Raw genomic sequence first — 18,051 nt, 5'->3', positions numbered from 1 at the left:
CTCTGGCAAGGAACCCCAATAATGCCGCTTTCTTCGCAATTACAGCAGCAGTGGCAGACCGTTTGCGAACGTCTGCCCGAGTCATTACCGGCCTCATCGTTAAGCGAGCAGGCAAAGCGCGTGCTCGCCTTCAGTGATTTTGTGCAGGAAAGTATCGCCGCCAACCCGGACTGGCTGGCAGAGCTTGAGAACGCACCGCCACAGGCGGACGAGTGGCGACATTATGCCGGCTGGCTGCAAACCGCACTCGAAGATGTAGCGGATGAGGTGACGCTGATGCGCGTGCTGCGCCAGTTCCGACGTCGGGTCATGGTGCGTATCGCCTGGGCGCAGTCCCTGGCGCTGGTAAGCGAAGAGAGCACCTTGCAGCAGCTAAGCGAGCTGGCGCAAACGCTGATTGTCGCCGCGCGCGACTGGCTCTACGCCGCCTGCTGTAAAGAGTGGGGTACGCCGTGCAGCGAGGAAGGGGTTCCTCAGCCGCTGTTGATTCTGGGAATGGGCAAGCTCGGCGGCTGTGAGCTGAACTTCTCCTCCGACATCGACCTGATTTTTGCCTGGCCCGAGAACGGCTCCACGCGCGGCGGCCGACGCGAGCTGGACAACGCCCAGTTCTTTACCCGCCTCGGCCAGCGTCTGATTAAGGCGCTGGACCAGCCCACGCAGGACGGTTTTGTCTACCGCGTGGACATGCGCCTGCGTCCGTTTGGCGACAGCGGCCCGCTGGTGCTGAGCTTTGCCGCGCTGGAAGATTACTACCAGGAGCAGGGGCGCGACTGGGAGCGCTACGCGATGGTCAAAGCGCGGATCATGGGCGACAGCGACGACGCTTACGCCAACGAGCTGCGCGCCATGCTGCGCCCGTTCGTGTTCCGTCGCTATATCGACTTCAGCGTGATCCAGTCCCTGCGTAATATGAAAGGGATGATCGCCCGCGAGGTGCGCCGTCGCGGTCTGAAGGACAACATCAAGCTCGGCGCGGGCGGCATTCGCGAAATTGAATTTATCGTGCAAGTCTTCCAGCTTATTCGCGGCGGGCGCGAGCCATCGCTGCAGTCCCGCTCGCTGTTGCCGACGCTGAGCGCCATCGAGCAGCTGCACCTGCTGCCGGAAGGCGACGCGCAAACCCTGCGCGAGGCCTATCTGTTCCTGCGCCGTCTGGAAAATCTGCTGCAAAGTATCAATGACGAACAGACCCAGACCCTGCCGGGCGACGACCTGAACCGGGCGCGTCTGGCCTGGGGAATGCGCGTGCAAGACTGGTCAATGCTGACCGAACGGCTCGATGCCCATATGGCAGGCGTGCGCCGCATCTTTAACGACCTGATCGGTGATGACGAAAGTGAGTCGCAGGACGATGCGCTCTCCGAACACTGGCGCGAGCTGTGGCAGGACGCGCTTCAGGAAGATGACACCACGCCGGTGCTGACGCACTTAACCGACGACGCGCGCCATCGCGTGGTGGCGCTGATCGCGGATTTCCGTCTCGAACTGAACAAACGCGCCATTGGCCCGCGCGGTCGTCAGGTGCTGGATCACCTGATGCCGCACCTGCTGAGCGAGGTCTGCTCGCGGGCGGACGCGCCGGTGCCGCTGTCGCGCATGATGCCGCTGCTGAGCGGGATTATCACGCGTACCACCTATCTGGAGCTCCTGAGCGAGTTTCCGGGGGCGCTCAAGCATCTGATTTCCCTCTGTGCCGCGTCGCCGATGGTGGCGAACAAGCTGGCACGTTACCCGCTGCTGCTGGATGAGCTGCTCGACCCGAACACGCTGTATCAGCCCACGGCGACGGATGCCTACCGCGACGAGCTGCGTCAGTATCTGCTGCGCGTGCCGGAAGAAGATGAAGAGCAACAGCTTGAGGCGCTTCGCCAGTTTAAGCAGGCGCAGATGCTGCGCGTGGCGGCGGCGGATATCGCCGGAACGCTGCCGGTGATGAAAGTGAGCGATCACTTAACCTGGCTTGCGGAAGCGATTATCGACGCGGTAGTGCATCAGGCGTGGGTGCAGATGGTGGCGCGCTACGGCCAGCCGAAACACCTGGCCGACCGCGAGGGGCGTGGCTTCGCGGTGGTGGGCTACGGTAAGCTTGGCGGCTGGGAGCTGGGATACAGTTCTGATCTCGATCTTATTTTCCTGCACGATTGCCCGGTTGACGTGATGACCGACGGCGAGCGTGAAATTGACGGGCGCCAGTTCTACCTGCGTCTGGCGCAGCGCATCATGCACCTGTTCAGTACCCGCACCTCGTCGGGTATTTTGTATGAAGTGGATGCGCGTCTGCGTCCGTCAGGCGCGGCGGGCATGCTGGTGACCTCAACGGAATCCTTCGCCGATTACCAGAAGAATGAGGCCTGGACGTGGGAGCATCAGGCGCTGGTGCGCGCCCGCGTGGTGTATGGCGATCCGCAGCTCAAAACGCAGTTTGACGTCATCCGCAAAGAGGTCATGACCACCCCGCGTGAAGGCAGTACGTTGCAGACCGAAGTGCGCGAAATGCGCGAGAAAATGCGTGCGCACTTAGGCAATAAGCATCGCGATCGCTTTGATATTAAAGCCGACGAGGGCGGGATTACCGATATTGAGTTTATTACCCAGTATCTGGTGCTGCTGCACGCGCACGACAAGCCGAAGCTGACGCGCTGGTCGGATAACGTGCGCATTCTGGAACTGTTGGCGCAAAACGACATTATGGACGAGCAGGAGGCGCAGGCCTTAACCCGCGCCTACACCACGCTGCGCGACGAGCTGCATCACCTGGCCTTGCAGGAGCAGCCGGGGCACGTGGCGCTGGACTGTTTCATCGCTGAACGCGCTCAGGTAACGGCCAGCTGGCAGAAGTGGCTGGTGGAACCGTGCGTAAAAAATCAAGTGTGATATTATCGCGCGCAAATTGTGAATCTTTCTGGAGTCAGGAATGAAAGTAACACTGCCAGAGTTTGAACGTGCTGGGGTAATGGTTGTTGGGGATGTGATGCTGGATCGCTACTGGTACGGCCCGACCAGCCGCATCTCTCCGGAAGCACCGGTACCGGTGGTTAAGGTCGACACCATTGAAGAGCGTCCCGGCGGCGCGGCAAACGTGGCGATGAACATAGCCTCTCTGGGCGCGCATTCGCGTCTGGTGGGCCTGACCGGCATCGACGATGCGGCGCGCGCGTTGAGCAAGTCGCTGGCGGACGTGAACGTGAAGTGCGATTTCGTTTCTGTTCCGACCCACCCGACCATCACCAAGCTGCGCGTGCTGTCGCGCAACCAGCAGCTGATCCGCCTCGACTTTGAAGAAGGTTTTGAGGGCGTCGATCCTGAGCCGCTGCACGAGCGTATCAACCAGGCGCTGGACAATATTGGCGCGCTGGTGCTGTCCGACTATGCGAAAGGTGCGCTGGCAAGCGTACAGACGATGATTAAGCTGGCGCGTAAAGCCAACGTGCCGGTGCTGATCGACCCGAAAGGAACCGATTTTGAGCGCTATCGCGGCGCGACGCTGCTGACGCCAAACCTCTCCGAGTTTGAAGCGGTGGCGGGCAAGTGCAAAACCGAGGAGGAACTGGTTGAGCGCGGCATGAAGATCATTGCTGACTTTGAACTGTCCGCGCTGCTGGTGACCCGCTCCGAGCAGGGGATGACGCTGCTGCAGCCGGGCAAAGCGCCGCTGCATATGCCAACCCAGGCGCAAGAAGTGTACGACGTAACCGGTGCCGGTGATACGGTGATTGGCGTGCTGGCGGCGACGCTGGCGGCGGGTAATTCCCTCGAAGAAGCGTGCTACTTTGCGAACGCGGCGGCGGGCGTGGTGGTCGGTAAGCTCGGGACGTCTACCGTTTCGCCTATCGAGCTGGAAAACGCCGTGCGCGGTCGTGCCGATACCGGTTTTGGCGTCATGAGCGAAGACGAGCTGAAGGTGGCCGTTGCCGCGGCGCGTAAGCGTGGTGAAAAAGTGGTGATGACCAACGGCGTGTTCGACATCCTGCACGCGGGCCACGTTTCGTATCTGGCAAATGCACGCAAGCTGGGCGATCGCCTGATTGTGGCGGTCAACAGCGATGCGTCGACGAAACGCCTGAAGGGTGAAACGCGTCCGGTGAACCCGCTGGAGCAGCGTATGATCGTGCTCGGCGCGCTGGAAGCCGTGGACTGGGTGGTGTCGTTTGAAGAAGACACGCCGCAGCGCCTGATTGCCGGTATTCTGCCGGACCTGCTGGTGAAAGGCGGGGATTACAAACCGGAGCAAATCGCGGGGAGCGAAGAGGTCTGGGCCAACGGCGGTGAAGTGATGGTGCTCAACTTTGAGGACGGGTGTTCAACCACCAACATCATTAAGAAGATCCAAAAAGACAGTCAGTAAAAAACGGGCCATTTGGCCCGTTTTTTTATGTCGGGTGGCGGCTGCGCCTTACCCGACCTGCGCATTCATGTAGGCCCGGTAAGGCGTAGCCGCCACCGGGCACAACAGGCCGCACTTACTCCTGGTCATCCACCGGTGGAATCGCCGGTGCCGGCTTCACTTCTTCCGGGGTATTGCGGTTTTCCAGCTCGGTCAAACGCTGTTCCAGCAGCGCCAGCTTTTCGCGGGTGCGCAGCAGAACTTGCGTCTGCACGTCAAACTCTTCGCGGCTCACTAAATCAAGGCGAACTAACTGTGCCTGCAGCGTCTGGCGGATTTTCTTCTCAACGTCATCACCAAATTCACGAATGCCTTTTGGCATGGACTCGTGAACCTGACGCGCAATTTGCTCAATTTTCTTTGGGTCAATCATTGTCGTTTCCCTTGATGGAAAGATGTTAGTGTCCATTGTAGCGCGTCATCCCCGGGGTAAACAAAATTGTTTGATGCTTATGCATTGCCCAGGATAATCAATAGCGTTATAGTTATCTCGCTTATTCTCAGGGCGGGGCGAAATTCCCCACCGGCGGTAAATCAGCTTAACGCTGAAAGCCCGCGAGCGCTTTGGGTGAATACTCAAAGGTCAGCAGATCCGGTGTAATTCCGGGGCCGACGGTTAGAGTCCGGATGGGAGAGAGTAACGATCCAGTCGGGCATGGGCCCGCTCACGTTATCTTTTTGCCGCTTGTACGGCGCTCCTAAGACTGCCCTGATTCTGGTAACCATAATGTTAATGAGGTTTTTTTACCATGAATCAGACGCTACTTTCCTCTTTTGGCACTTCAACTCAACGTGTTGAACATGCACTGGATGCACTGCGCGAAGGCCGCGGTGTGATGGTGCTTGACGATGAAAACCGTGAAAACGAAGGCGATATGATTTTCGCCGCCGAAAACATGACCGTTGAACAGATGGCGCTGACCATCCGTCACGGTAGCGGCATCGTATGCCTGTGTATTAACGAAGACCGTCGTAAGCAGCTTGACCTGCCGATGATGGTCGAAAACAACACCAGCGCCTTTGGTACCGGTTTTACCGTGACCATTGAAGCGGCGCATGGCGTGACCACCGGTGTGTCTGCGGCTGACCGTCTGACCACCGTACGTGCAGCGATTGCAGACGGTGCGAAGCCATCCGATCTGCATCGTCCAGGCCACGTCTTCCCACTGCGTGCGCAGGCGGGCGGCGTTTTGACCCGTGGCGGCCACACCGAAGCGACTATCGACCTGGTGACGCTGGCAGGCTTCAAACCTGCTGGTGTACTGTGTGAACTGACCAACGATGATGGCACCATGGCGCGCGCGCCGGAGTGCATCACCTTTGCGCGTCTGCACAACATGCCGGTGGTGACGATTGAAGATCTGGTCGAGTATCGTCAGGCGCACGAGCGCAAAGCCAGCTGAGATTGCTGATGTGAAAAAGCCGGGGAAACCCGGCTTTTTTGTTTCTAGTGATAGTTGATTTTGAACAGCACGACGGTTTCAAAAGGACCTGAGTCAATACCCAACCCTTCGGCGTGTGAAAGCTCGGCGGTGTAAGCGGTCTCGAGCTGCAGCACCGAACCGGTAAAATCAGCATACTCGTCATACTGATTGAAGGTATAGGGCTGTGTCCCGTTCAAAATACGCAGCTTTAAACCATTACCGATCAGAAGTGCCGTGTCATTGGCCGTGAGTTCGTTATCGGTATAGAACGACGAGTCGATCTTAAACCCGTCTGAACACTGCGCGTCCTGCACTTTGCTCGTTTTCACCGTGAAGGTTCGCGTGCGCGTTCCCTGATTCACAATATCCCGCGCGCTGAAGGTACCAAAATCAATCTCCTGATTTTCAGGATAAATACTGAACGTTGCCCCGCAGTCCAGCACCTTGATGTTCTCCAGTCCGTTGATATGATATTTGAGGTTTTTCGCATCCCAAAGGGCATTTACGCCGCCTTTGCCGTCAAACTGTACGACGATGTAATCCCCCAGCGTACTGACGTAACCCTGAGGCGGTATCGCTTTGAGCTTAACGTAGAGTCTGAAGCGCGCCGCAAACGTTCGGGAGGTATGGACATCCGATGGATTGCCTGAACAGACGTAGTTCTCCCAGCCCATCGCTCTTATCTGTTCAGCCGTATAATTGCTCAGGCTGTTGTTATCCAGACACTGACGGGTATCAACGCCGTAGGTTTGTCCGATGGCATCGTAATCTGCGCCTTCGTAAGTTACACCCAGTTCGTAGTAAGGATCCGACGCTGACGGATAAGGGTTCACCCAGGCGAACACATCTTCATTCTCATGATTTGAGGCGGTATTCCTGTCGCAGTAAACCGGGATCTTGATGTCGCTGGATTCCCAGATCTTTTGCCCAACCGTTGCATTGCTGGGGATCGAAAATTCAGACACCGTTTGGGTTTGCTCGACCGGACCGTTTTGCGAGGCAAGGTAACAGTTCAGGGCCAGGGCCTGCTTAAGCGGCAACATCAGCAGTATCAGCCAGAATAGCTTAACGAGAGCTCGCATCTTATCCTGCCTTACGCGGCGTCAGCGTACATGGAGATGAGCCGGAACAGCGTAGATTGACCTTGCGTAGCGCACCATAATCATCAATATAACCCAGGCTATAGCCCGATCCTTCTGATTCACTCAGCGTCAGGGTACTGGTCGCAAACGGGCCGATCATCAGGCTGTCGAAGCCGGGCATCATCGTTTTTCCGTTATTGCTCAGCCACGCCAGCGTAATGTAATAGGGCGTAGGGTTTTTAAGGTGCAGGGTTTGGCCTGAGAGCGTCACCGCCAGCTGCATTTCCGTCTCCACACCCGGCGCTTTGCGGATGGCTTCCGGACGCCAGAACAGTTTGATGCGGCTCTGCATGGCGACCTGCATAACGCTGCGCGCCTCTTTCAGATTGGCACTTTTGGGGGGAACTTCGCGCAAATTAAAGAAGAACAAGGTTTCGCGGTCCTTGGGCAACTGTTGCGTCGCGGCCTGCTTCACGATCCGCACCTGTGACGAGGTGCCGGGTTCAATGCGTTGAATGGGCGGCAGGACCATAAAATGGTGTTCCTCTTTGCGGCCTTCCTGATTTTCCACCCAGGCGAGGGCAAGGTAGGGGAGGGACTTGCTCTGGTTTTCGACGGTCAGGCTGCTGGCTTTATCGCTTTCGGGAAAGACGATGCGCGTCCTGTCCAGGTTAATCGCCGCCTGTGAGGCGCTGGCGTAGCAAAAAAGAAGTGCTGTTAAATACGCGTGTGGTTTCATCATGATCATTTACTGGCAGGGCAGCATCAGCTGCGTGGTGTTTTCCAGAGAGGCTGGCAGAGAGAAATGACACTGCCGATCGCCTCCCCACGTGACCGTAAAGTGTTGTTCCGCTTTTACCGCGCCCAGCCAGAGATGCCCGTCCTGAGCGACGATGCCCACCTCTTTGCCGGAATCCTGCTCGCGCACCTGTGCGCCGAGCGGCGGCGTGCCGCTGGCGGTACGCACGATCCCGGCAATATCCTGACCCTGACGGGAGGCAATCAGCCGATAACCGATTGCGCCCTCGGTCCAGGTGGAGCGAATGACGCGGTTATCGACATCGACCCCCTCTGGCAGCGAGTTCAAATTGACCTGCACGCTGGCGGGTAAATAGCTCGAAAAAGAAGGCAATACGCCAATGCCAAACGTGTTGGTGGCATCGCGGGACATGTTCAGCGGTATATTGCCGACGCCCTCCGTGCTGACCATAACGCGCGGTTCGTTGCCGTAGCTCCGGCGATGAAGCGACGCGCCGTGGGCGGTTGCGGTGAACGAGCCATTCCAGCTCGCGCTGACTGAACGGTATTCATTGGCCTTGTAACTTCCCGACAGGTTCAGGTCTCCCGTCGCGGCATAATGCTGATAGTTCGCGCTGACCTGCGCGCCAGCATCAGTTTTCTCGCTCTCGGTACCTGCGGAGATCCCCCAGGTATTGTCGCTGTCTGAGGCGTCATACCAGGAGAGCGTTTGACGCGTAGTGTCACTGTTTCTCAGGTCATAATTGAGTCGGTGATCGGGATCGAGGGGGACGCTCAGAGAGAGGTAAACCTGCGTGTCATCGCGCTGATCCTGATAATGTGTTTTGCTCCACGAGGCCGTCACGCCGAGGTTTTTCCAGCGGCCAAGGTCGAAGTTGTATCCTGCCGTGAGTGTTCCGGTGGTGGAAGGGGCTCTTTCCCACCACGTCTGGCGCAGCATGCCGAGGTACAGATTCAGCGACAGCGCGGGTATGTACTGACTCGCCGTAATGCTGAGCGTTTGTTTTTCCGTTTCTGCGCTATCCCGGTCTTTTTCAAGAAAACGGGTATAGCTCAGAAAGCGGCTGTCGGAGTAGCGGTAGCTGGCAAGCGTGAGCTGGCTTCCGGTGGTATCGAAACGCTTGCCGTAGTTGATTCGGTAGCTGTATCCGGTCTGTTTAACTTCACCGACCCACTGGCTGGTGGCCTGAGTGACATCAAACGACAGCGCGCCAAGCCATGTCAGGTTTTGTCCAACCCCTGCCGCCAGCGCACGGTAGTCACTACCGCTGTTCAGCACGCCGCCGTAAAGGGAGGTTTGGGACAACATCCCCCAAGAGAATTCGCTGCTTAAAAAGGCCTCGTTTTCAACATGGTGCGAGCTGTCCTGACGGGCTTTACCGCCCGCTATCTTATAGCGAATCTGACCTTTTCGGGTCAGGAAGGGGACTGAAGCAGCAGAAACCTGGAAGGTGCTTATGCGGCCGTCTTCTTCCGTGACGTTGACGTCCAGCGTGCCCTGTACCGATTGATTAATATCCTGAATAACGAACGGACCGGGCGGAACCTTGGTCTGATAAATGATCCTGCCAGCCTGACTGACCGTCACGGTCGCGTTGGTTTGCGCGATGCCGGAGACTTGAGGGGCATAACCGCGCAGCGACCACGGCAGCATGCGTTCGTCGCTGATGAGCGAAGCCCCCGTATAGGAAAAACCGTCGAAAATATCAGACTGGAAATCAGATTCACCCAGCGTCAGCTTTGACCTCAGTGCGGGCAGAGGACGAAACAGGTAAGCCCGGGACAAACGCCCCTCGCTCTGAGAGCCCTCTTCCGTCCGCGTGAACGCGTACTGATAATCCCCGCGCAGGCGCCAGGCTCCCAGGTTAGCCCCGGCGGTGCCGTAGGTATTGAGGTTTTCACTGTCTGAACCGTCATCAGGCTGATAGCGGCTGGCGAAAAGATTGTAGTCCAGCAGTAGGCCAGCGATACCGTTGTCCCAGGTGGCGGGCGGCATCCAGTTCGTGGCGCGATACTGCAGCCAGGCCTGAGGGAGGGTGACCTCAAGCGTTTGGGTCGCCTGGAAAAACTCGAAATGAATCTGAGGCAGCGCGGAAAAATCGACGCAGCCCGCGTTTTCCGTAAGCATGCTGCGGAACTTATCGTCCAGACCGAACGCATCCGCCAGATCTGCCGGAATGCAGACTTCCGTAGTGTCATCTTTTTTTTGCCAGGCCAACTGCCAGCCGTTAGCAAGCGGGGTCTTATTTATTGAAACGGTAACGAAATAGTTTCCCGGAGCAACACGGCTTTTATCTTTGAATTGTGATAAATCAATATTGCTGCGTTGATCTTTATCGATGGCATTAATGTTAAATTCAACGGCAAGCAGAGGAAGGGGCGTAAGAAAGCCTGCGATGATGATCCATAGTGAACTGTATTTCATCATTCAGCTCTCAAATAAAATTACGGCAATGGCTGGCAAATATATTGCCAGCCGAAATAGATCTAACGGTGTGTGCTTATTTATACAGCAGGACGTAATTCGCGGTAGATTCAACCTGGCCGGCCGTTGCTGTTTTACCATTGGCCACTTCCATCTGCGCTTTGAAATGCAGCGTCTGCGTGGCGGAGCCTGCTGACAGATCAACCGTTTCAGCGGAGCCAAGGGTGATTGGGGACTCTGCGTTATTCAGCAGACGGACGCCAACGTTCTGTGCGCCGCCCGCATAGGTGTTGCTCATCAGGCTGGTGTCGGTTGTGTCGGTAGCGGTGCTGCTGAAGGTCACGTCCACTTTGGTGACAGGGGTTGCAGTTTCATCTGCAGGATCAAGCTGGCAGTTTTCCAGATTGATATCAACCGGAACCGCCGTTGATTTTTTGTTGGCATTGATGACTGCAGTCGTAATCTGACCGAGATCGACCTCTTTATCTACACTGTCAGGCGCGATATTGCATGGCGCATCAATCACAACGCCTTTAAAGGTAATTTTTCCGGAGCCTTGATCCGCAGCAAATGCGTTAGCGGTAATAAAAGAGGCTATGGTCAAGGCTAAAAGTGTTTTTGATTTAATATGCATAGATAATCCTGAGGTGAGTTTTAAGTAAACATGAGTCCATTACACGAAGGATTATATTAAATAAAATTGTAACTGTGTGTTATTAAGAAATATTTAAAGTTGGTTTAACTTATTGTTTAAATATCATTTCGCTAAATATTACAGGCGGGGTGTTAATAGGGTAGGAAAAAAATAGCAGTGTCGAAAAAGCGACACTGCGAATGGAATGGTGCTATTGATAATTGATTTTCACGATCAGATCTTTGCTAAAAGGGCCCATTGTGATGGACTCACCGGCCTTAGCAGTCAGTTCAGCAGTGTAATCGTGCGTGATTGTTGTGGTTATTGTATCGTCCGGTGAATAGGTCGCAAAGGGCTGATACTGGTTATAGGTGATGTCACCATTCACTTTATCGATGATTCGCATAAGTAAGCCATTTCCCATGTCCAGATGAGTTTCATCATAAAGCGTATCGGTGGTGTAAAAACTGGTTGTGACGTCAAACTGTTCCGTACATCCCGCAGTGGCATCTTTAATCGTCGAGACGCTAAACGGGGCTGTGAGAGCCTTGCCATTTACCTCTCTTTCAGTAAATTGCCCAAAATTCACGATCTGATTATCGGGGTAAATTCTGATATTCACCCCGCAATCAAGAAAATGAATATTTGACAGACCATTAATATCATAATGGAGGTTTTTTGCGTTAGGCATGACGTTGATTCCGCCGACTCCATCAAAAGTGAGCACGGTGACAGCCGGAAAACTGAAATTAAACTGCTCTGTAGGCACGGCCTTTAACTTAACATAGAGACGAAATCGTACCGTAAAAGAGACATTTTTCTTAATCGTTGTTCCGTTACAGGCAGCAACGGAATACGCTCGGGAATGGTCATCCATCTTATCTAAACATACCCCGGTATCGATTTTGATATCAGGTGTATCGTAGTCGATGCCGCTATAGGTCACCCCAAACGCCAGGTAAGGGTTATTAGTCACCAGACTATCCGTATTATGGAAACTGTCCAGAATATACGCGTAAATATTCTCACTCCACGGGTCGTCCTCAACGGACTTATTATGGTCTCGCGTCGCGCTGTCGCAGTAAACGGTGACCAGCAGATCTCCACTTTCCCAAATCTTCTGCCCTTGCGGCGCATTGGCCGGTACGGTGAACGCCGGGAGTGTTGTCGTGACCAGGCTCTCACCGCCTGCATTGTTTTTATAACAATTTAATGCCCATGCAGAGGATGAAAAGATACAACAAATCACGATCATGGCGAGGTAGATTTTTTTCATTATTATCCCTTTTTCACCGATTGGCTTTGGCAGGCAGTTTGCACTGCATTGCAGTTCACTTTGAACATTTCTAGTCCGCCATAGTCGCCGATATAACCAATCTGAAATTCTGCCGGTAAATTTTTCAGCTTTTGAGTGGCCTGGCCGAAAGGTTCAACCATCACGCTCTCTGCACCCGGCAAGAGTGTTTTGCCATTCAGTCCGATATAACCCACGGTGATATAGTAAGGGCTGGGATTTTTAAGTTGCAGACCGTCAGAGGAACGGGATATCACCACCTTGTCCAGTGGCACAAATTGACCCTCTTTTAGCTCAATGGCTTTTGGCCGCCAGAACAGTTTAAGGCGGCTTTGCATGGCTATTTGCATCACGTTCTTCTGCTCTGCTTTGGGGGGGATCTCGCGCATATTGTAATAAAACAGTGATTCTCGATCGGCTGGAAGGCGGCTGAGATTTTGCTGCGCCATCAGGCGAACCTGCGCCTGTTCGTCTGGCTCTATTCGCAGTAATGGCGGAATAGGGGAGATAAACTCGCGCGTTTTCTTACCCTCTTTATCCTCTATCCACGACTGAGCAAGATAAGGATCGGTTTTACTTTGGTTCGTCAGTCTGACCGCCACGCTTTTTGCTGACGCGTTGAAAATGATGCGTGTTCTGTCCGGCGATACGGTGGCATGTGCAAAGCTGCACACTCCCAGGAGACAGATAAGTCCTTTTGAAATCATCGTGATGTTCATTTTATTCGTCCTGAATTAATGCACTGTTTTACAAGGTAAAAATATAGCGTCACCGCTGAGGTTACTTTGGTTCGGTGGCGTGATTTCGCACGCGTTGCCAGACCAGGTGAGACGTAACGTACTGTTTTCCTGAATCCCACTGAGATAAACGAACCCTTCTTCGGCGACCAGCCCGACTTCTTTGCCCGAGGCGCTGTCGATGACGCTGACGCCCAAAGGCGGATACTGCCCGTTTTCCTGACGAATGATGCCGACAATTTGGTAGCCGCTGGTGGCGTTGAGCTTGCTATAGCCTATGGCACCTTCTGTCAGCGTGGTTCGAATGACGGAGTTTTCTATATCCACACCATCAGGCAATGTATTGCTGTTTACACGCACCGTTGAAGTGGTGTAGTTGGTGAGAGAGGGCACAACGGCAATACCAAATGCGTTAGTGCGCGTGCGCGTACTGTTGACCTCAACTCCTGAAACACCATCAGCATCAATCATCATGCGGGCATTATCAGCCGGGCTGTAATCATGCAGGGCGACACCATGTCGCGTAGCCGTGATCGAACCACTCCAGCCAGCGCTGATTGAACGATAGTGATTAGGTTGAACGCTCCCTGACAGGTTGAGACGTCCGTAAGGAGAATAGTGCTGATATCCGCCACGCAATGACGGTTCGCCTTCGCGTAAATCCTCTTCTGTCGTAGAAGCAGAGAGATTCCACGTATTGTTGCGATCGGATGAATCGTAATAGGAAGCCATATGAGACGCACTGTCGCCACCTGAGCGCTGATAGCTGTACATAATGCTACGGCTCTGCTCCAGCGGGAGGGTGAAGGAAAAATAGATCTGATTTTCGTCACTGTCATCCCAGCGCACGCGGCTCAGCGCCAGCGAAGCGGATAGCCCTCTGAAATCGCCAATATCAAAATTGCGGCTCAGCGAAAAGGAGTAGTTCGTATTACTGCTGTTATCCCAGTAAGTATTACGAGTAACGTTGAGATAAGTATTTAATGCCAGAGAGTCAAGGTACTGGTTGAAGGAGATGACATAACTCTCTTTTTCGTTTGTCGTTGAGGTATCACCATCACGGGAGGCGAGATACTCGCTCATTGAGACATATTCTTTATCCGAGAATCGATAACCGGCAAAGGTAATCTGGCTACCGGTTGCCTCGAAGCGCTTAGCGTAGTTTACGCGATAGCTGTAACCACGCTGTTTATCATTGTTTTCCTGATGCAACGTAGCCTCGGCGCCTGTCACATCAAAGGATAGCGAACCGAGCTCATCCAGGTTGAAGCCGATACCGGTAGTCATCGCCTGATAGTCATATGCCGTCAGCATGGTGCCACCATACAATGACACATTACTCAGCCAACCCCAGGAGAGTTCACCTGTCCAGAAAAGGGGGTTATTGATGTCGTTATGTCCCGTTGCGGTGGGTTTTCCGACAGAGGTTTTATAACGCACCTGGCCTTTTCGGGTCAGGAAGGGGATGGAGGAAGATCCGACCTGGAAGGTGGTTTTGCGCCCATCTTCCTCTTCAACTGTCACGTCCAACTGACCCTGGTAGGTTTCACCCAGGTCGGAAATCGTGAAAGGACCCGGCGCGACGGTTGTTTGATAAAGGACGCGGCCAGACTGGGTGACGGTCACTTTGGCATTGGTCTGCGCAATACCGGTAATTTGCGGTGCATAGCCTTGTAAATCGGGTGGCAGCATGCTTTCGTCACTTTCCAACGATGCACCGGTAAAGTGGAAGGTATCAAAAATATCCGAGCTTAAATCATATTGCCCGAGCGTCATTTTTGATGACAGCGAAGGAACAGGGCGGTACAGATAAGTCCGTGCCAGACTGCTGTCGCTGCCGGTCGACTCACCCTTACGGAAGTTTTGATTGTATTGATAATCTGAACGCAGCCGCCATGCGCCGAGGTTAAACCCAAGCGTGCCGTAAGCGCTAACATTCTGGCTGTCGTCGCCCCCGTGCGGATCGTACTGGCTGGCATAGAGATTATAATCGAGTAACACACCCGCAATGCCTTCATCCCAGAATTCAGGCGGTGTCCAGTTTTGTGCCTGATACGTCATCCATGCCTGAGGGACGGTGACGGACAGCACCATAGTGCCTTTATTGAGTGAAAAAACCAGTTCTGGAACACCCGAAAGATCCAGGCATCGTCCGCCCTGATAAAAATGGCGTGTTGAAATAAAGTCGGTGCTCAATCCGAAAGCGGACAATTGTTCTGCGTTGACACAAATTTGCGAGCCGCTGTCGTTATCCGTTGCGATCCATTCCATTGTCGCGGGTTGCGGTAACGCGTTTTTATTGACCTGAATGCGAACGAGATAGCTTCCCGGCACGATGTGGCCTTTTTTCTCAAACTGGGAAATATCAATATTGCTGCGATCTTCAACGTCAATCATATCCGTGTTGAATTCAACGGCGGATACCGGCAATACGAATAATGCTGAGTAAAACGTGGCGCTCAGCGAATGCTTTATGAAAGCAGTGAGGCGAGAAAGTTGATGCGCTGAGTGTTTTAGCATAAATCCGTTTCGCGTTAATAAAGGAATACTTAAAAGCCGATGAGTCCTTCATCGGCTGATACTTCAGGCAATAACAAAGAATTATTTGTAATCGAGAACGTAGTTCGCCTGGGCCTGAACGTTACCTGGGGTAGCAGTGCTGCCTGATAAAGGTTCCATGCGGGCTTTAAAGTTCAGTTCCTGATAGGCGTTAGTGGTTGGGAATGAGACTTCTATTGCCTCGCCCAGCTTCACTTTATTGCTACCGCTATCCAGTAAACGAACACCCACACCTGTCGCTCCGCCGATGTTGCCATCAAGGGTGTTTTTCATCAGGCTCGTGTCGGTGGTATCGGTACTTGCAGAGGTGAAGGTGACCTTTACTTTGTCGATAGTGGTAGTGGTTTGTCCGGTCGTGGTCGAAAGTATGCAATCCTGCAGGTGGATATTCACGTCAACCGGCAGCGAATTTTTACCGCTGTTCAGCACGCTATCCGCGACTTCACCTAATTCAACGGTCTGATTTTCATCTCCTGGGGTGATAGAGCATGGTGCGCTGATCACTTCGCCAGTGAATGTGATCTTACCTGAACCCTGATTATCTACTGCAACAGCAGTGAATGACAGTCCAGAAAGCAGTGCCGTTGTCGCAACTGCCAGAATAGTTTTGTTAAACATGAAGATATAATCCTTTATCTAAGATTTGAAATCGCAATACGTTTAATAAATTAATATTGCAACACTTTCATTTCATAAAAGCGGTCGAAATATATCAGTCACAATATGGATGATCTCGTGAGCATTTCTTAACGATGGATTTAGAGATAATTAATAAATTGTTTGAAATTATGAGAGGGAGATGTGCTGTAACTCAAAATCCAAGGTGCTTGGTTTAAATAGTGATTAACATCAACCTTTTGAAGGTGTTTTTAATACACAAAGCGGTAATTATTTTACGGGAAATAGTTATAAATAATATTTCTTTAGTGAATTCTATGGCATTCGGAAAGTATGGTGCCGGACTTAATATCATTGATAATGATGGTTGGCACTCACTGACATTTCAAAAAATTGCGCTCCCGCAAAAAAGGGAGCGCAACCGCTCAGCCTATACCTGCCGACTGTAACAAGACCAGGCTAAACCCCATCACCGACATACCGCACAGCACGCCATAGCTGGGGTTGTTATTGGGGTCGATCTCTTTTGCCAGCGGCATTAGTTCATCTACTGAAAGTGCGACCATAATCCCGGCCACCGCGGCCATAATGGCTGCCATCACCACAGGTGATACCAGACTGCCAAGAATCAGCCATGCCAGTACGCCACCCAGAATCTCGGCGATACCTGAAATACCGGCCCAGAAAACGGCAGTACGTTTTGAGCCGGTGGCTGCATACACCGGTCCCGCAACGGCAAGTCCTTCAGGAATATTGTGTAAGGCGACCGCCAGCGCGATGCCAAAGCCCATTTCCAGATTGCTGCTGGCCGTCACGTAGGTGGCGACGCCCTCCGGGAAGTTATGCAGGCTGATGCCCAGCGTCAACAGTATCGCCGTGCGCTTGATATTACGCGGCGAAGGGGTGACATTTTCCTGCATTAAATCTTGCGGATGCGCGTGCGGAAGCATGCGATCGAGAGCGAAATACCCGAGCAGACCAAAGACAAACATGCCGTAGCCCAGAAGTGGGGACATGCCCTCTGTGCCAAGGGCGGCGGGCAGCATCTCCATCAAGGAGATAAGCAGCATAATGCCAGCAGCAAAACCGAGTGAAAAAGCCAGCACACGGTTAGAGGGTTTCTGGCCGAGTACGCCCAGGATCGCGCCAATGAAGGTGGCTGCACCCGCCAGGACGGTCAACATCAGAGGTACTGACATTCATCTCTCCTTTATCTGTCCCTTATATTCAAATTTCCTGAAGATGTTCTTCATGCTTATCAGCGTTCATCTTTACCGGATTGCGCGTAATGTAGCCCAATCAAATTGACACCGTCTGTAAGGATATCATCATGTCTTCTTCTCGTATGCCAGCACTGTTTTTAGGCCACGGTAGCCCAATGAACGTCCTGGAGGATAACGTCTATACCCGAGCCTGGCGCCAGTTGGGTGAGACGTTGCCGCGTCCGAAAGCCATTGTGGTGGTATCTGCGCACTGGTTTACGCGAGGTACCGGCGTTACGGCGATGGAAGCACCGAAAACCATTCATGATTTCGGCGGTTTCCCGCAGGCACTGTATGATACGCATTACCCCGCCCCTGGCTCACCAGCGCTGGCTCAGCAGCTGGTGGAGCTGCTGGCGCCTGTCCCGGTTACACTGGATAAAGAAGCCTGGGGTTTTGACCATGGCTCCTGGGGCGTGCTGATTAAAATGTACCCGGATGCCGATATCCCATTGGTGCAGTTGAGCATCGACAGCACCAAACCCGCCGCCTGGCATCTGGAAATGGGCCGCAAGCTGGCAACCCTGCGTGATGAAGGCATCATGCTGGTGGCGAGTGGTAACGTGGTGCATAACCTGCGTACGGCGCGCTGGCACGGAGAGAACACGCCGTACCCGTGGGCAACCTCGTTTAACGACTACGTCAAAGCAAACCTGACCTGGCAAGGCCCGAGTGAGGCGCATCCGCTGGTGAACTATCTGGATCACGAAGGCGGTTCGCTCTCTAACCCGACCCCGGAGCATTTCCTGCCGCTGCTGTATGTGCTTGGCGCGTGGGATGGTCAGGAACCGATTACGATCCCGATTGATGGTATTGAGATGGGGAGTTTGAGTATGCTGTCGGTGCAGATTGGGTAAAAACATGCCGGGT

The 18,051-nt window shown here is 53.7% G+C and carries 14 protein-coding genes and 1 riboswitch; of the genes, 4 read left to right on the top strand and 10 right to left on the bottom strand.

Going from position 1 to position 18,051, the window contains the following annotated elements:
• The first annotated feature begins 18 nt into the window (after positions 1-18).
• A complete protein-coding gene (glnE, locus tag ACTJJA_RS16550) occupies positions 19-2,877 on the top strand; it encodes a bifunctional [glutamate--ammonia ligase]-adenylyl-L-tyrosine phosphorylase/[glutamate--ammonia-ligase] adenylyltransferase (protein ID WP_440668783.1) in 2,859 nt (952 codons plus the stop codon).
• A 40-nt stretch (positions 2,878-2,917) separates the two neighbouring features.
• A complete protein-coding gene (gene hldE / locus ACTJJA_RS16545; RefSeq protein ID WP_010435676.1) occupies positions 2,918-4,348 on the top strand; it encodes a bifunctional D-glycero-beta-D-manno-heptose-7-phosphate kinase/D-glycero-beta-D-manno-heptose 1-phosphate adenylyltransferase HldE in 1,431 nt (476 codons plus the stop codon).
• A gap of 115 nt (positions 4,349-4,463) precedes the next feature.
• Here the strand turns inward: hldE and ubiK are convergent, their stop codons facing one another.
• Positions 4,464-4,760 (bottom strand): ubiquinone biosynthesis accessory factor UbiK, encoded by a 297-nt coding sequence (gene ubiK, locus ACTJJA_RS16540; protein WP_020689465.1) that lies wholly within the window; start codon positions 4,758-4,760, stop codon positions 4,464-4,466.
• A gap of 119 nt (positions 4,761-4,879) precedes the next feature.
• Positions 4,880-5,030, top strand: a riboswitch (FMN riboswitch).
• Positions 5,031-5,136: 106 nt separating this feature from the next.
• On the opposite strand from ubiK, the gene ribB reads away from it, so the two are divergent.
• Entirely contained in the window at positions 5,137-5,790 is a 654-nt protein-coding gene (ribB, locus tag ACTJJA_RS16535) for a 3,4-dihydroxy-2-butanone-4-phosphate synthase (protein WP_023309208.1), read from the top strand.
• A 44-nt stretch (positions 5,791-5,834) separates the two neighbouring features.
• On the opposite strand, the gene ACTJJA_RS16530 is transcribed toward ribB, so the two are convergent.
• The 9 genes from ACTJJA_RS16530 to zupT form a co-directional block, all read right to left on the bottom strand.
• Positions 5,835-6,893, bottom strand: a complete 1,059-nt coding sequence (locus ACTJJA_RS16530) for a type 1 fimbrial protein (protein WP_440668701.1) — start codon at positions 6,891-6,893, stop codon at positions 5,835-5,837.
• Position 6,894: 1 nt separating this feature from the next.
• Positions 6,895-7,635 (bottom strand): fimbrial biogenesis chaperone, encoded by a 741-nt coding sequence (locus tag ACTJJA_RS16525; protein ID WP_440668700.1) that lies wholly within the window; start codon positions 7,633-7,635, stop codon positions 6,895-6,897.
• A gap of 6 nt (positions 7,636-7,641) precedes the next feature.
• The gene (locus ACTJJA_RS16520) at positions 7,642-10,080 is read right to left on the bottom strand and encodes a fimbria/pilus outer membrane usher protein (protein WP_440668699.1); all 2,439 of its coding nucleotides are present in this window, start codon (positions 10,078-10,080) and stop codon (positions 7,642-7,644) included.
• Between the two features lie 73 nt (positions 10,081-10,153).
• Positions 10,154-10,711, bottom strand: coding sequence for a fimbrial protein (locus ACTJJA_RS16515; protein WP_440668698.1), 558 nt, complete (start codon positions 10,709-10,711; stop codon positions 10,154-10,156).
• Between the two features lie 211 nt (positions 10,712-10,922).
• The gene (locus tag ACTJJA_RS16510; RefSeq protein WP_440668697.1) at positions 10,923-11,987 is read right to left on the bottom strand and encodes a pilus assembly protein; all 1,065 of its coding nucleotides are present in this window, start codon (positions 11,985-11,987) and stop codon (positions 10,923-10,925) included.
• A gap of 2 nt (positions 11,988-11,989) precedes the next feature.
• The gene (locus tag ACTJJA_RS16505) at positions 11,990-12,724 is read right to left on the bottom strand and encodes a fimbrial biogenesis chaperone (protein ID WP_440668696.1); all 735 of its coding nucleotides are present in this window, start codon (positions 12,722-12,724) and stop codon (positions 11,990-11,992) included.
• 15 nt (positions 12,725-12,739) lie between these two features.
• The gene (locus tag ACTJJA_RS16500) at positions 12,740-15,262 is read right to left on the bottom strand and encodes a fimbria/pilus outer membrane usher protein (RefSeq protein WP_440668695.1); all 2,523 of its coding nucleotides are present in this window, start codon (positions 15,260-15,262) and stop codon (positions 12,740-12,742) included.
• Between the two features lie 81 nt (positions 15,263-15,343).
• Complete coding sequence (locus ACTJJA_RS16495; RefSeq protein ID WP_440668694.1) at positions 15,344-15,919, bottom strand: fimbrial-like protein; 576 nt, start codon at positions 15,917-15,919, stop codon at positions 15,344-15,346.
• Positions 15,920-16,344: 425 nt separating this feature from the next.
• Positions 16,345-17,118, bottom strand: a complete 774-nt coding sequence (gene zupT / locus ACTJJA_RS16490; RefSeq protein ID WP_010435656.1) for a zinc transporter ZupT — start codon at positions 17,116-17,118, stop codon at positions 16,345-16,347.
• Positions 17,119-17,249: 131 nt separating this feature from the next.
• On the opposite strand from zupT, the gene ygiD reads away from it, so the two are divergent.
• Positions 17,250-18,038, top strand: coding sequence for a 4,5-DOPA dioxygenase extradiol (ygiD, locus tag ACTJJA_RS16485; RefSeq protein ID WP_440668693.1), 789 nt, complete (start codon positions 17,250-17,252; stop codon positions 18,036-18,038).
• Positions 18,039-18,051: the final 13 nt, after the last annotated feature.

The sequence above is a fragment of the Enterobacter sp. 22452 genome (assembly GCF_052045065.1).
Classification (GTDB): Bacteria; Pseudomonadota; Gammaproteobacteria; order Enterobacterales; family Enterobacteriaceae; genus Enterobacter; species Enterobacter mori.
Note: the sequence above shows the minus strand (reverse complement) of the source record. Positions and strands in the feature narration are given on the sequence as shown.